We start from the raw sequence: 15916 nt of genomic DNA, 5'->3' as shown, positions 1-15916 counted from the left end.
TCAAAAAAATACCTTTATATTGAATTATATGTTTATATATACAGTAACAAGAAAATATAAGTCATTGTAAAATAAGAAATCAATTCAAAATCAAAAGGTTAAAATTCTAATGAAAGTAATCTCATTTAATATAAATGGCCTTCGTGCTCGCCTTCACCAATTACAAGCTATCATTGATAAGCACAACCCTGATGTTATTGGTCTTCAAGAGATCAAAGTTCATAATGAAATGTTCCCAGTCGAAGCAGTAGAAGCGATGGGCTATAAAGTGTACTTCCATGGCCAAAAAGCACATTACGGTGTGGCTATGCTATGTAAACAAGAACCAATTTCTGTGCAATATGGTTTTGATACGGATACAGAAGAACATCAAAAGCGCATGATCATGACTACTCATCAGCGTGAAGACGGCTCAAAAGTAACGATAATGAATGGTTACTTTCCACAAGGTGACAATGTTAAGCACGAAACTAAATTCCCTTATAAACGTCAATTCTACAAAGATTTGATGACTCACTTGCATACACACCATACTAATGATGAAGAGATCATCGTCATGGGCGATATTAATATCAGCCCTATCGATGCAGATATCGGTATCGGTGAACCAAACGCAAAACGTTGGTTAAAAACAGGCAAATGCTCATTCCAACCAGAAGAGCGTGAATGGTTACAAACGTTAAAAGATTGGGGGTTTGAAGACACGTTCCGTAATCTTCACCCTGAAGTAACCGATCAATTCTCGTGGTTTGATTATCGTTCAAAAGGGTTTGTAGATAACCGTGGTTTACGTATCGACGTAATTATGGCGTCACCAACATTAGCAGCAAAATGTACAGAATCTGGCATTGATTACGAATTACGTGGTATTGAAAAGCCATCTGATCACGCACCAATTTGGTCAACATTCAAATAATATGTTTAGCCCTCACCCATTTGTGAGGGCTTTTTTATCCCAATCAATTACTTACTGCGATTGGTATTTAAGGAAATACAATGAAATTATTCATCTTTGATCACTGCCCATTTTGTATGAAAGCAAAAATGGTTGCAGGTATAAAAAAGCTACCCGTTGAATTTGTTTATCTTCAAAATGATGATGTGAATGCTCGTATTGAAAAAGTGGGTGCTAATATGGTGCCTATTTTAGAGAAAAATGATGGTAGCTATATGGCAGAAAGTCTTGATATTGCAAAATATCTGGATGAGCATGATCACCATCCAATCATAGAAAAATCAACACACGAAGAAGAGATCTCTGAGTGGCTAAACGCAGCAAGGCCACTGTTTGCTAAACTTACTTTCTCTCGTTGGACTCAACTTGATTTACCTGAATTCGCTCGACCTGAAGCTATTACTTGGTTTACAGAGAAAAAAGAAGAATTCATTGAGATGAGCTTTGAACAAGCATTAGCAAACAGTAATGAATATATCAATGCATTAAATCCACTATTAGTTAATGCGAGCTTCATTACTCTTCCTTCTGAGAAAGGAAATCAAATCACATGGGATGATATTAACTTTTTCCCATTTATCCGTAATTTAACGGTTGTTAAAGGATTAGATTTTCCACCACACTTAAAAAACTATCTAGAAGAGATCAGTGAATTAACGGGTGTTCACCTGTTCTTTGATGTCGCAGTGTAATAACAATCTATTTATAACAATAAAAAAAGAGCACATTAATGTGCTCTTTTTCTTATCAAAATCATGAAAACCAACGTTGATACCAAAGTATTTCACCATGTTCAATAAAATCAAACACACTCAAAAACAATGCACAAATAAAGACTAACTTTACGACTCTTATCAATATCAACGATAATCCCATTACTACTTCCTCTAACAAATATTCCATTCATATATACACGATATCTACTTAAATGAATATTAATACCAATCGTCGTAAATAACTGGTCATCCTAGTTTATTTAAGTACTCGAAACTGCGTTGGATTTTTGATTATGAATAATCTAATTAGCTTAATGGCCTCATAAACCTGAGCATTCGAGTTTCCAATTGCTTAAATATAAAAATAATAATAAACGTTAAGCACATATAAAACATGCCGGCTGCAATATAGGATTCAAATGGAGCGTAATATCTTGAATTGACTAAGCGTGCAGCACCAGTTAAATCCAGTAAAGTAACAATCCCTGCAATAGCTGAACCATGAAGCATGAAAATCACTTCATTACTATAAGCTGGTAGTGCTCTACGTAATGCACTAGGTAAAATAATTCGTTTATACGTTTGGAATTGATTCATACCATACGCTTTGGCTGCTTCAACTTCTCCTTGTGGCAAACCATTAATAGAACCACGTACAATTTCAGCAGTATAAGCTCCTGTATTTAAAGCAAAAGCAACAAGAGCACAAAATGAAGCATGTTCCCATAATGTATCTTTAACAGGGAAAAATTGATCCATTCCATAATAAATAAGATATAGCTGAATCAATAAAGGAGTGCCACGAAAAAAGTAAATGTATGCCCAAGCTGGTAGCCATAAAACTGGATTATTACTGTTCCTTGCTATCGCTGTTGGTACAGCAATGCACAAACCAATAACCAAAGATACTGAAACTAACCACACCGTTGTCCATAAACCTTCAAGATAAACAGGAAGGCTCTCAATGATAATTGAAAAATCCATATCTACCTCATGTGAATACTAAATTTACGTTCAATAAGCTTTAACGCACCAGTTGAAACTGCTGTGAAAAGTAAGAAAATACAAGCTACAGTCATATAAAAAGTAAATGGCATCTTAGTCGTCCCTGCAGCCATTGAGCTAACACGAACCATATCCTCTAAACCGATAATCGAAACTAAAGCGGTGGTTTTAAGTAGCACTAACCAATTGTTACCAAAACCAGGCAACGCATGACGGATCATTTGCGGAAACAAAATACGACGAAATGCCATCATACCACTCATACCATAGGCTTTTGCTGCTTCCATTTCACCACGGTCTACCGCCATGATTGCACCACGAAAAGTCTCAGCCATATACGCGCCAAAAATAAAACCAATGGTTAGGACACCTGCGATAAAAGGACTAATTTCTATATAATCAGGAAGATAAGAAACCCATTCATGATCTGGGTTTGAGTTTGTCATCCACTCATTTATCCATTCATTACTCGCATACAACCCATTGTTTAATAGCATTTGTCCGCCAAAAAACAGTAGCATCATTAATACTAAATCAGGGATCCCTCGAACAATAGTGGTATAAAGTGTGGCAATGGATCGAGCCCAACGATATGGAGCCATTTTCGCCAAAGCACCAAGTAAGCCAAGAAATACGGCTAAAAGAAGAGATAGGAGCGCAACCTGCAGCGTAACCAATGCTCCATCTAAAATGGAGGATTCATATCCTTGTAAATCTAACATACTACTTCCAAGCTTTCGCTTTAATAACAACGCCAAGACATATCAAAAATGGTTCATTGGCGTTGCTATAACTATTAGAATGAAAGAGGTATATTTCACCCTCTTTCCTTAAGGCTGACTCAACAATTACTCGCCATACACATCATAGTTAAAGTATTTTGCAGCAATTTCTTGATAAATGCCTTTTTCACGTAAAGAATCAATTGCAGCATTTAATTGCTCAGTTAAATCCTTATCTTGTTTACGTGTTGCGATACCAAAACCTTCACCAAACCATTTAGGATCAGTTAGTGATGGCCCAACAAATTCATATTCTTTACCGCCTGGTTTATTAAGAAGACCTTCTTCTAGTGCTGAAGCATCGCCTAAAACCGTATCAATACGACCCGCTTTTAGATCTAAATAGGCTTCGTCAAATGAACCGTAGCGCTTAAGATCAACACCTTTACCAAAGTTATCAGTTAGGTATTTATCATGCGTTGTTGCACGTTGAACTCCTACGGTTACTCCTTTTAAGCCTTCTTTAGTCATGACTAAATCAGTGCCTTTTTTAGCGACAAATTTATTTGGAATTAACGCATATTTTTCTGTGAAATCTATTTTCTTTTTACGCTCTTCTGTAATAGACATTGCGGCAATAATTGCATCATATTTACGAGCAAGCAGTGAAGGAATAATACCATCCCAATCTTGTGCTACAATTTTACAACGAGCCTCCATTTCTTTACATAAAGCATTGGCGATATCAACATCAAAACCTTTAAGTTCACCTGAAGGTTCTGTCCAACTAAATGGAGGATAAGCACCTTCAATACCAAAACGGATTTGTTTCCATTCCTTTGCTTGAGCTGCGCCTGTTAGTGCTGTTGATGCAACAACTGCTGCTAATAACCACTTTTTCATTTCCTTACTCCTGTAACTTTTATTCCGTTTAATTAATTTAATTTTTATCGGTAGTGTTTGCTTTACAATATGTTTAATAAATAGATGAAATAAATTGCTGTAAACGTTCTGATTCTGGATTAGTAAACAGCTTCGCTGGATCTCCCTGCTCTTCAACTAATCCTTGATGTAGAAACATTACATGGTTTGAAACATCGCGAGCAAAGGCCATCTCGTGAGTAACGACCAACATCGTTCGTCCTTCTTCAGCGAGATCTCGCATTACTCCTAAAACCTCGCCAACTAACTCGGGATCTAGAGCTGAGGTAGGCTCATCAAACAACATCACTTCAGGATCAACCGCCAATGCTCGTGCTATTGCAGCTCGCTGTTGCTGACCACCTGATAAATGTCCAGGGTAATAATCTCTGCGCTCATATAACCCAACTTGTTTCAATAGTTGTTCTGCTTTTTCAATTGCTTGTGTTTTTGGCATACCTAATACATGTACTGGAGCTTCAATTACATTTTGCAATACAGTCATGTGAGACCAAAGATTAAACCCTTGAAAAACCATAGCCAAACGTGAGCGAATTCGTTGAACTTGTTTTTCATCAACAGGAACGGATTCACCTAAACGATTATTTTTCATTTCTATCAGTTCACCATTTACCCATATCTCACCTTTACTTGGCGTTTCAAGTAAATTAATACAACGTAGAAAAGTACTCTTACCTGAGCCAGATGAACCAATAATAGAAATCACATCACCTTTATTTGCCTCTAGTGAAATACCTTTTAGTACTTCATTTTGGCCAAAATGTTTGTGTAAATCTTTTATTTCTAGCGCGACTGCATCCTTCATGCGCCATATACTCCTAATTCAGCTACACATTAATCGTTTGCTTTTCACTTTATTCTTAGAATTTAACACTCAAAATTATCACAAGCAACAATTTATTAACCAAAGCGTATTGTAGGAACATAAATTAAACGACGAATGAATTCTTATTCAAATTAGATGGCATCATTCAATATCTTATTCTTTATTTAAGTATTGATATTCACCTTAAAATTAACATTATATATACAAGTAAGTTTAATTTATTATTGTTTTAAAATACAGCCTATAGCACAAATAATACGTTCTACATGTAAACGAATTACTGCTATTATTTATGCTTTATTAAGAATTGTTAACAAATTCAATATTGTTGATACCATTGAAAAAATGCATCAAAAACACTGTAGTGGATTGATATTAAAGATATTTATGACTGATATTTTTATCATTAACATAATAACACCAAAGTGTTAACGGTCTCATTTTGTAGTTTTCTTTCATATACAATTATATAGTGATCGAGATCAATCATTGGCTTAATTTTCGTGTGCTACACTCGGCGAAAATAAAAAGAACAAGCTTCAATACCTACTGTATTGATTCATTATTTACTTTAAATTCCATATGAGGATTCTATGTCTACAGACAAAGAACTGAACGAAAAAAGCTATAGCGAGTTACACCGCCCAGCTTCTGAGTTCAATAGCCGTTCAGATTACTTAGATCATGAACTTCAAATCATGAAACCACGCCGTTTTGGTTTAAACCTACCAGGCCGTGATTTCCGTTTTGAACTAGAAGATCTTGTTCCTGCTCTAGCGGGTACGATTGGTATCATTGCAATGTACTCTGCTGTAATGATGTCTTGGGCTGACGGTCTAACACAAGCATGGCCTCACATTACTTTAGGCAAAGATTTTGCTATCGAAGTTGCTCGTGTTGAAATGCTTATCCCTGCTTTCTTATTCTGTATCTTAGCTTCTGGTTTCTTTAACCCTCGCGCTAACCTTGCAGGTAACCATGGCCCTATGATCCCACTTATCGGTGCGATCGCGTTAGCTGGTGCACACCCTCTTGCTCTTGCCATTTTATTAGGTGTATTCGGCTTACTACTAAGTTACTTTAAAGGTGGTTCAAAACTGGTTAACCTAACTTCTGAAGGGGTTGCCGGTGGTCTACTTGTTTTCTTAGGTTTCAGCGGTGCAATGGGCCAAATTAGCAAAATCCAATCTTGGTCAACAGGCTTAGAAGGCAACTTTGGCTATGTTGGTTTGATTGTATTAGCTGTGAACATTGTTCTGTACGCTTACCTTGCTCGTATCAACAAACGTTGGTTAGCAATCCCTGCTTGTGCATTTGCTGGTCTAGCAGTCGCGCTTGCTCTAGGTGCTGGTTTTGACCTGAAGTTTGAAACTGAAATGGGTCTTCCTAATCTAAACCCAGTTTACTGGTGGGGCTCAACAGAAGAAGGTTGGATGCTTGGTTTACCAAACCTACAACATTTCTTAGCATCTTTACCATTTGCTATCCTAGCGGTTGCAATGTGGTCACCTGATTTCCTTGGCCACCGTATCTTCCAAGAACTTAACTATCCTCGTCGCACTGAAAAAGTACTAATGGATGTTGATGACACAATGACTATGTGTTCAATCCGTCAAATGGTAGGTACAGCGGTTGGTGGTGGTAACATCACGTCTTCTTGGGGTACATACATGATCCCAGCTGCAATTGCTAAACGTCCTATCCCTGGTGGTGCTATCCTTCTAGGTACGATTGTTATGGTTATCGCTATCCTTGGTTTCCCAATGGATGTAGCAGTATGGCCACCAGTTATGTGTATGGCTCTTTTAGTGGGTGTATTCCTACCAATGCTTGAAGCTGGTGTTCAAATGGTTAAAGAGAACAAAGACGCACAATCTGCAGGTATTTGTATCTTTGCTGCTGCTGTTGCAAACCCTGTTTTAGCATGGGCAATGACTATGCTTCTTGATAACAATGGTTTAATCGGTGATAAAGAGCGTCCTAAGAATCTTTCTTTTGTTGACCGTATCGTTATTCCTGGTGGCGTATTAGTAATTTGTTTAATTGCTATGCTTGCTGTTGGTATGCTTGAAGGTCAATATGGTATCAAGGCACTACTATAGTCGCCTCACCTAACGTATAATACTTATGGGGTAACCAAAAATGTTACCCCTTTTTATTAAAAAAATTGAAAATTTATTGATTTAGTTTAAGGTTTGCAAAAAAAGTTTAAGGTAATCTTGAAAAATAGAGTGGTTAGTCGCAATATATATGCTTATAAGCTAGATTTTGTAATCATTTATATTGTTATTAAATTGAGTGTACTATTTTTCCTTCTAACGAAGGTTATGGGTAACTCAAACCCATTTTAATAGTACGTATTTTTTCTACTAAAAAGGTAGGTATATCATGGCAGAGCAATTTGCTAAAGCTTGGACAGGTTTTGCAGACGGTGAGTGGCAAAACGAAGTTAACGTTCGCGATTTCATCCAAAAGAACTATGCACCATATGAAGGTGATGAAGCATTCCTAGTTTCTGAAGGTACTGAAGCAACTAACAAGCTTTGGGCTAAAGTAATGGAAGGCATCAAACAGGAAAACGCAACTCACGCACCTGTTGATTTTGATACTGACGTTATCTCTACCATCACTGCTCACGATGCTGGTTACATCGAAAAAGACCTTGAAACTATCGTAGGTCTACAAACTGATGCTCCTCTAAAACGTGCTATCATCCCTAACGGTGGTGTACGTATGGTTGAAGGTTCTTGTAAAGCATACGATCGTCAACTTGATCCTATGATTTCAAAAATCTACTCTGAATACCGTAAAACACACAATGCTGGTGTTTTCGATATCTACACTCCAGACATCCTAAAATGTCGTAAATCAGGCGTTCTAACTGGTCTTCCAGATGCTTACGGTCGTGGCCGTATCATTGGTGATTACCGTCGCGTAGCACTTTACGGTATTGATTTCCTAATGAAAGACAAGCTTGCTCAATTCACGTCTCTACAAGAGCGTTTTGAGAAAGGCGAAGACCTAACAGCAACTATGCAACTTCGTGAAGAAATTGCTGAGCAACACCGTGCTCTAGGTCAAATCAAAGAAATGGCTGCGAAATACGGTTTCGATATTTCTAATCCTGCAACTACAGCTCAAGAAGCGGTTCAATGGACTTACTTCGGTTACCTAGCTGCTGTTAAATCACAAAATGGTGCTGCAATGTCTCTAGGTCGTACTTCGACTTTCCTAGACATCTACATCCAACGTGATATCGATGCTGGTCTTCTAACTGAAGAACAAGCTCAAGAAATGATCGACCACTTCGTAATGAAGCTACGTATGGTTCGTTTCCTACGTACTCCTGAATACGATGAGCTATTCTCTGGTGACCCAATCTGGGCTACAGAATCTATGGGTGGTATGGGTCTTGACGGTCGTACACTAGTTACACGTACTAACTTCCGTTTCCTAAACAGCCTATACACAATGGGTCCTTCTCCAGAGCCAAACATCACTGTTCTTTGGTCTGAGCAACTACCTGACGGCTTCAAACGTTTCTGTGCGAAAGTATCTATCGATACTTCTTCTATCCAGTACGAAAATGATGACCTAATGCGTCCTGACCTACAATCTGATGACTACGCAATCGCTTGTTGTGTATCTCCAATGGTTGTTGGTAAGCAAATGCAATTCTTTGGTGCTCGTGCTAACCTTGCTAAAACTATGCTTTACGCAATCAACGGCGGTGTTGATGAGAAGCTGAAAATGCAAGTTGGTCCTAAAGAAGCGCCAATGACAGACGAAGTTCTTGATTACGCTAAAGTAATGGATCGTCTAGATCACTTCATGGATTGGTTAGCAACTCAATACGTTACAGCATTGAACTCTATCCACTACATGCACGACAAATACAGCTACGAAGCGTCTCTAATGGCTCTTCATGATCGTGACGTGCGTCGTACAATGGCTTGTGGTATCGCTGGTCTTTCTGTTGCAGCTGACTCACTATCTGCAATCAAGTTCGCTACAGTTAAACCTGTACGTGACGAAGACGGCATCGCTATCGATTTCGAAATCGAAGGTGATTACCCTAAATTTGGTAACAACGACCCACGCGTTGATGATATCGCATGTGAACTAGTTTCTACGTTTATGGGCAAAATCCGTAAACTGAAAATGTACCGTAACGCTATCCCAACTCAATCTATCCTTACTATTACATCTAACGTTGTATACGGTAAGAAAACTGGTAATACTCCAGATGGTCGTCAAGCAGGTGCTCCTTTTGCTCCTGGTGCTAACCCAATGCACGGCCGTGATGAGAAAGGTGCTGTAGCATCTCTAACTTCAGTAGGTAAACTACCGTTTGCTGATGCACAAGATGGTATCTCTTACACATTCTCTATCGTACCTAACGCTCTAGGTAAAGACGATGACAACCGTCGTTCTAACCTTGCTGGCCTAATGGATGGTTACTTCCACCACGAAGCAAACATCGAAGGCGGTCAACACTTGAACGTTAACGTTCTTAACCGTGAAACTCTAGAAGACGCAGTTAAGCACCCAGAGAACTACCCACAACTAACTATCCGTGTATCGGGTTACGCTGTGCGTTTTAACTCTCTAACTACTGAACAACAAAAAGACGTAATCGCACGTACTTTCACTGAATCACTATAATTCAGCGTTAATTAAGTAGAATTAAGCCCTACCATTTTGGTGGGGCTTTTTTATTACCTTAAATTAAAGTTTCTCTCCCCTTTCTCTTCTTCATTACTACTTAATTGACCGCTTTTGTAATAAAATAACCGCATAATTATAGTTCGGAGAAATGTCGTCATGTCTGTAGGTCGTATTCACTCTTTTGAAACATGTGGAACTGTTGATGGTCCTGGTATTCGCTTTATTGTTTTCTTACAAGGCTGCTTAATGCGTTGTATGTATTGCCACAATCGTGATACTTGGGATACACATGATGGTAAAGAAGTGACCGTTGCTGAATTGATTGAAGAAGCAAAAAGCTACCGTCACTTTATGAAAGCTTCAGGAGGCGGTATTACCTGTTCAGGCGGTGAAGCAATGCTACAACCTGAATTTGTACGTGATTTTTTCCGTGCAGCTCAAGCAGAAGGCATCCATACTTGTTTAGATACCAATGGGTATATTCGTAAACACACTGATGTAATTGATGAAGTCTTGGAAGCATCAGATCTTGTTATGCTTGATCTAAAACAGATGAAAGATTATATCCATAAAGAATTCATCGGTGTATCAAATACTCGAGTTCTTGATTTTGCACGTTACCTTCATAAGATTGGTCAAAAAACATGGATCCGTTACGTTATTGTTCCGGGCTATACTGATGATGAAGAATCAGCACACCTTCTAGGTAATTTTATTAAAGATATGGATAACATTGAAAAAATAGAATTACTTCCATATCACAAATTAGGTGCTCATAAATGGGAAGCATTAGGTCATGACTACCCTCTTGAGGGCGTAAACCCTCCATCAAAAGAAACGATGGAAAAAATGGTCGAAATCCTAAGCCAATATCACAACAACGTAAAATATTAATTACGTCGTTCCCTTTTTAAGCAACACAAATGCCCGATCTTCGGGCATTTTTATTGGAAAAAATAATGTATCAATTAAGTTTTTCGCTACAAGAATTCCTATCTGAATATTGGCAAAAAAAACCTGTGATTATCAAAGGTGGATTTGAGAACTTTCAAGATCCTGTTACTCCAGAAGAACTAGCAGGACTTACCTTAGAAAACGATGTCGATTCTCGATTCATTTCTAATGCTAATAACGAATGGAAAGCAGAACACGGCCCTTTATCTGAAGAGCTCTATGAAACACTTGGCGAAACCAATTGGTCTATTATCGTTCAAGCAGCTAACCATTGGCACGAAGGTGCAGCAGCATTGTTTACACCTTTTAAACAAATACCAAATTGGTTATTTGATGACATCATGATCAGCTACTCAGTACCTCATGGCGGTGTTGGTCCACATATTGATCAATATGATGTGTTTATCATTCAAGGTCAGGGAAAGCGCCATTGGCGTGTTGGCGATATCGGAGAATATCAAGAAGAGCATAGACATTCTGCATTGAAACAAATTACTGGATTTGAACCGATTATCGATCAAATTCTCGAGCCCGGTGACATTCTTTATATCCCACCAGGCTTCCCGCATGATGGCTATGCCTTAGAGCCATCTATGAGTTATTCAGCAGGTTTTCGTTCACCAAAAGAACAAGAGTTAATCAGCAATTTTGCTGACTTCATTATTGAAAATGAAAAAGGCGATGTTCATTACCATAATCCAGATCTTCCTGCACAAATTCACGGTAGTGAAATTACAACAAAAAGCTTTGAAGACTTAAAAGCTATGATGTTAAGTGCAATGTCAGATGAGCAAACACTAAAGCAGTTTATGGGAGAGTACTTAAGCAATTCTCGTCATCATTTAAATATCATTCCAGATTCAGAAAAATGGACAACTGAAGAGCTGCTTAGTTACTTACAATCAGGTCAAGTATTAACTAAAGTGGCAGGCGTTCGTTCGTTTTACCATGAAGTGGAATCATGTAAAGAAAACATGACTCTTTTTATTGATGGTGAAAGTTATGTTTTCCCATTAAAAATAAAAAATGACGTGATTCGTTTATGTGAATCTAGTGAGGTTACTTTTCAAGATATTGAAAACCTCTTAATGAATCCTCACTCCGTCGCTAATTTATTGCAACTGGTCAATATCGGTTATTTTTACGCGGAATAGAGACAAAAAAAGCGCGATATAAATTGCCTATCGCGCTTAAGCCTGTCACAGGCTGAATTAAAATACATTTTTTAACCCATCATAAATATTATGATGGGTTTTTATTAGATATCTGCTACCGCCAAACACGATACCGCGTGTACATCATTACCTTTTAATTCAGGCTTTGTTTCTGCACATGCATCTGTTGCTTGAGGACAACGTGTACGGAACACACATCCAGATGGTGGATTAATTGGAGATGGTAAATCCCCTTCTAGCATTTCAATCGTTTTTGCTCTTTCTAGCTTTGGATCAGGAATAGGAACTGCTGACATCAAGGCTTTTGTATAAGGATGCTTAGGATTACTAAATAACGCATCAGATTCACCAAGTTCCACTTCGTTACCTAAATACATCACTAATACACGATCTGAAATATGCTTCACAACCGATAAATCGTGAGCAATAAAGACTAAACTTAAGCCAAGCTCTTTTTGCAACTCTTTAAGTAAGTTTACTACCTGTGCTTGAATCGATACATCTAGAGCAGATACAGGCTCATCACAGATGATCATCTTTGGTTTTAGAATAAGCGCTCGTGCAATACCAATACGTTGACATTGTCCGCCAGAGAATTCATGAGGGTAACGGTTGATTACATTAGGTAATAATCCAACTTTAGCCATCATCTCTTTAACTCTATCCTTCACCTCTTCTTTCGTTAGCTTTGGATAAAATGTTTGTAATGGCTCAGCAATGATATCACCGACTGTCATACGAGGATTCAATGATGCTAAAGGATCTTGGAATATCATTTGTATTTCTTTGCGTTTTTGACGAAGTGGTTCGTCTTCTAATTTGGTTAGGTCTTCACCCAACCAAACTACTTCACCATCTGTCGCCTCAACTAAACCAATAATTGCACGAGCAAATGTTGATTTACCGCAACCAGATTCACCAACAACCCCCAGTGTTTCACCTTCGTATAGGCGAACATTAACACCATCAACGGCTTTTAAGTTTGCAGGTTTAGCCCAAGGCCATACTGATTTTGCTGCAATGCTAAAATGCACTTTAAGATTCTTTACATCTAGAATTAATTTTTTATCTACTGACATTACCACGTCTCCTGATCAGAAAAACAAGCACGTAAACGATCTTGACCAAATGGCAATAAGATCGGAGCTTCTTGCTTACAACGGTCCATAACACGATGACATCGTTCTTGATAAGGACAGCCCGTAGGTAAACGAAGTAAATTAGGCGGATTACCTGGAATAGTCGGTAATATTTCACCTTCTGTATCTAAACGAGGAATCGCTTTTAATAGACCCTCAGCATAAGGATGACTTGGTTCGTAAAATATTTCATTTACTGTACCGTATTCCATAGTACGACCAGCATACATAACAAGCACTTTGTCACAAGAACCAGCGACAACACCAAGATCGTGAGTAATCATGATAATTGCTGTATTAAATTCACTTTTCAGCTCATTCAATAATTCCATAATTTGCGCTTGTACCGTTACGTCTAATGCTGTGGTTGGCTCATCAGCAATAAGGAGCTTCGGACGACAAAGCAGTGCCATTGCAATCATCACACGCTGGCGCATACCACCGGAAAATTCATGTGGATACATAGTGATACGTTTACGAGCTTCTGGAATTTTAACTGCCTCTAACATTCGAACAGACTCTTCAAATGCTTCCGCTTTACCCATGCCTTTATGCAGCATAAGCACTTCCATTAATTGCTCACTTACTTTCATGTATGGGTTAAGTGACGTCATTGGATCTTGGAAGATCATCGCCATCTGTTCAGCACGAATACTATTTAGCTCTTTTTCTGGAAGATTGAGGATTTCTTTTCCTTCGAACTTTGCGCTACCAGTAATAATACCGTTTTTAGCCAATAAACCCATTAAGGCAAATACAGTTTGTGATTTACCTGAACCCGATTCACCAACAATACCTAGCGTCTCACCTTGTTTTAGTGAGAAGTTTAAATCATTTACTGCCGTTACATTACCATCCTGTGTGGTGAATTCTACGCGCAGATCTTTTACATCTAATAAACTCATAATTCTTTCCTGCTTAAATTTGTTTAATAATTAACTGCCCACACAGAGGATTATCTGTCTTTTGGATCCAGCGCATCACGTAAACCATCACCTACATAGTTAAAGCAGAACAAGGTAACGACCATAAATAAAGCTGGGAAAGTTAACTGCCAAATAGCCACTTCCATTGTTTGAGAGCCTTCTTGAAGTAAAGCACCCCAACTTGTCATCGGTTCTTGAACACCTAGACCAAGGAAAGATAGGAAAGATTCAGTTAGGATCATACTTGGGATAAGTAATGTCGAATAAACAGCAACAATACCTAGTACGTTTGGCACGATATGGCGAGTGATGATACCCCACTTACTCACACCACATACGTGTGCTGCTTCAATAAACTCTTTACTACGTAAGCTCAATGTTTGACCACGAACAATACGAGCCATATCAAGCCAAGCAATAGCACCAATAGCCACAAAGATAAGTACGATATTACGCCCAAAAAATGTCACTAATACGATAACCAAAAACATAAAAGGTACGGCGTATAGAATTTCAATAAAACGCATCATGACTCGGTCAACTTTGCCGCCAACAAAGCCTGATGTTGCACCATAAAGCGTACCAATAAGTACGGCAACTAATGCTCCTAAAATACCAACCATCAATGAGATTCGTCCACCGACTAAAGTACGAACAAATAAATCACGACCTAAGCTATCCGTTCCAAATAAGTGTGCCATACTTGGGCCTTGGTGTAGCGCATACCAATCTGTATCATCATAAGCATATTGACTGAACATCGGCAGAAAAATCACAGCCAACGTCATCAAAGTAAGGATAAACAAACTGATCATTGCCGCTTTGTTTCGCATAAATCGGATTCGAGCGTCTTGCCATAAACTGCGACCCTCTATCTCCAAGCTCTCAGAGAATTTTTCGATCGCTTCTAAATTTTCTTTTTTCGTTAACATGCGTCCATTCCCTATTAATAACGAATTTTCGGGTCGATAATTGCTAGTAATACATCAACAATTGCGTTGAATAAGATAAATAGGAAACCAATCAAAATGGTTACCCCCATTACTAACGAATAATCACGGTTAAATGCTGCATTGACAAAAAGCTTACCAATTCCCGGTAGACCAAAAATCGTTTCAATAACAACAGAACCTGTAATAATGCCGACAAATGCTGGCCCCATATAAGAAACAACAGGCAACATCGCAGGCTTTAGTGCATGTTTAATAATAATGTAACGATAACTTAATCCCTTCGCACGAGCGGTTCGAATAAAGTTACTGTTTAATGTTTCAATCATGCTGCCACGAGTAATACGTGCAAAAGTAGCAACATAAAGAAATGACATACCTAGAATGGGTAAGAACATGTATTTAAATGAACCATCATGCCAACCACCAGCAGGAAACCAGCCAAGCTCAATAGAAAAGAGATAAATAAGTGCAGGAGCCAATACAAAGGATGGCATAACCACCCCCACCATGGCGGTGGACATAATCGTATAATCAAGCCATGTATTTTGCCTTAATGCAGCTAAGGTACCGACAGTAACACCAAGTATCACAGTGAAAATAAACGCAAAAAAACCAACTTTAGCTGACACTGGTAATGCCGCTTCAACCAATTCGTTTACTGTATAATCTTGATATTTAAATGAAGGACCGAAATCACCTTGTAAAATATTACCAAGATAAGTCGTATATTGTTCGAATACCGGTTTATCTAAACCGTATTTTGCATTGATATTCGCCATAACTTCCGGTGGAAGTGGACGTTCTGTTGAAAATGGATTGCCAGGGGCGAATCTCATTAAGAAAAAAGAAATGGTGATCAAAACCAACATTGTTGGAATTGCTTCAAGTATCCGTTTGATAATGAATTGAAACATAATTCACTCTTCCAGTCTGTG

At 38.3% G+C, this 15916-nt stretch carries 14 protein-coding genes; 6 read left to right on the top strand and 8 right to left on the bottom strand.

Annotated features, from left to right (window positions below; all coding sequences use genetic code 11):
* The first annotated feature begins 109 nt into the window (after positions 1-109).
* Both xthA and grxB read left to right on the top strand, forming a co-directional pair.
* The gene (xthA, locus tag GNP81_RS10150; RefSeq protein ID WP_155674603.1) at positions 110-916 is read left to right on the top strand and encodes an exodeoxyribonuclease III; all 807 of its coding nucleotides are present in this window, start codon (positions 110-112) and stop codon (positions 914-916) included.
* Between the two features lie 80 nt (positions 917-996).
* A complete protein-coding gene (gene grxB, locus GNP81_RS10145; RefSeq protein ID WP_155674604.1) occupies positions 997-1647 on the top strand; it encodes a glutaredoxin 2 in 651 nt (216 codons plus the stop codon).
* A 330-nt stretch (positions 1648-1977) separates the two neighbouring features.
* Here the strand turns inward: grxB and GNP81_RS10140 are convergent, their stop codons facing one another.
* The 4 genes from GNP81_RS10140 to GNP81_RS10125 all read right to left on the bottom strand — a co-directional run bounded on the left by GNP81_RS10140 (position 1978) and on the right by GNP81_RS10125 (position 5145).
* Complete coding sequence (locus tag GNP81_RS10140; RefSeq protein ID WP_155674605.1) at positions 1978-2655, bottom strand: ABC transporter permease; 678 nt, start codon at positions 2653-2655, stop codon at positions 1978-1980.
* Between the two features lie 2 nt (positions 2656-2657).
* On the bottom strand, positions 2658-3398 hold the full coding sequence (locus GNP81_RS10135) for an ABC transporter permease (protein WP_012533343.1): 741 nt from the start codon (positions 3396-3398) through the stop codon (positions 2658-2660).
* 126 nt (positions 3399-3524) lie between these two features.
* Entirely contained in the window at positions 3525-4301 is a 777-nt protein-coding gene (locus tag GNP81_RS10130) for an ABC transporter substrate-binding protein (RefSeq protein ID WP_017019762.1), read from the bottom strand.
* A 73-nt stretch (positions 4302-4374) separates the two neighbouring features.
* Complete coding sequence (locus tag GNP81_RS10125) at positions 4375-5145, bottom strand: ABC transporter ATP-binding protein (protein WP_155651555.1); 771 nt, start codon at positions 5143-5145, stop codon at positions 4375-4377.
* A gap of 614 nt (positions 5146-5759) precedes the next feature.
* On the opposite strand from GNP81_RS10125, the gene GNP81_RS10120 reads away from it, so the two are divergent.
* The 4 genes from GNP81_RS10120 (at position 5760) to GNP81_RS10105 (ending at position 11942) form a co-directional block, all read left to right on the top strand.
* Complete coding sequence (locus tag GNP81_RS10120) at positions 5760-7268, top strand: DUF3360 family protein (RefSeq protein WP_012533819.1); 1509 nt, start codon at positions 5760-5762, stop codon at positions 7266-7268.
* A gap of 286 nt (positions 7269-7554) precedes the next feature.
* Positions 7555-9831 carry a formate C-acetyltransferase gene (pflB, locus tag GNP81_RS10115; RefSeq protein WP_005419853.1) on the top strand — a complete coding sequence of 759 codons (2277 nt, stop codon included), beginning with the start codon at positions 7555-7557 and terminating at the stop codon, positions 9829-9831.
* Positions 9832-9990: 159 nt separating this feature from the next.
* Positions 9991-10728 (top strand): pyruvate formate lyase 1-activating protein, encoded by a 738-nt coding sequence (pflA, locus tag GNP81_RS10110; RefSeq protein WP_155674606.1) that lies wholly within the window; start codon positions 9991-9993, stop codon positions 10726-10728.
* 65 nt (positions 10729-10793) lie between these two features.
* Positions 10794-11942, top strand: coding sequence for a cupin domain-containing protein (locus tag GNP81_RS10105; RefSeq protein WP_196587426.1), 1149 nt, complete (start codon positions 10794-10796; stop codon positions 11940-11942).
* A gap of 104 nt (positions 11943-12046) precedes the next feature.
* Here the strand turns inward: GNP81_RS10105 and oppF are convergent, their stop codons facing one another.
* From oppF to oppB, 4 genes are read right to left on the bottom strand one after another with little or no spacing between them, the layout of a single operon-like run.
* On the bottom strand, positions 12047-13042 hold the full coding sequence (oppF, locus tag GNP81_RS10100; RefSeq protein WP_155674610.1) for a murein tripeptide/oligopeptide ABC transporter ATP binding protein OppF: 996 nt from the start codon (positions 13040-13042) through the stop codon (positions 12047-12049).
* Entirely contained in the window at positions 13042-14007 is a 966-nt protein-coding gene (gene oppD / locus GNP81_RS10095) for an ABC transporter ATP-binding protein (protein WP_005419857.1), read from the bottom strand. The genes oppF and oppD overlap by 1 nt, the downstream gene beginning before the upstream one ends.
* 50 nt (positions 14008-14057) lie before the next feature.
* Positions 14058-14960, bottom strand: coding sequence for an oligopeptide ABC transporter permease OppC (gene oppC / locus GNP81_RS10090; protein ID WP_012533085.1), 903 nt, complete (start codon positions 14958-14960; stop codon positions 14058-14060).
* 14 nt (positions 14961-14974) lie between these two features.
* Positions 14975-15895, bottom strand: coding sequence for an oligopeptide ABC transporter permease OppB (gene oppB / locus GNP81_RS10085; protein WP_005419859.1), 921 nt, complete (start codon positions 15893-15895; stop codon positions 14975-14977).
* Positions 15896-15916: the final 21 nt, after the last annotated feature.

It is taken from the genome of Aliivibrio fischeri (assembly GCF_009727955.1).
Classification (GTDB): Bacteria; Pseudomonadota; Gammaproteobacteria; order Enterobacterales; family Vibrionaceae; genus Aliivibrio; species Aliivibrio fischeri_A.
The sequence above is the reverse complement of the archived record's forward strand: the minus strand, read 5'-3'. Positions and strand labels throughout refer to the sequence as shown.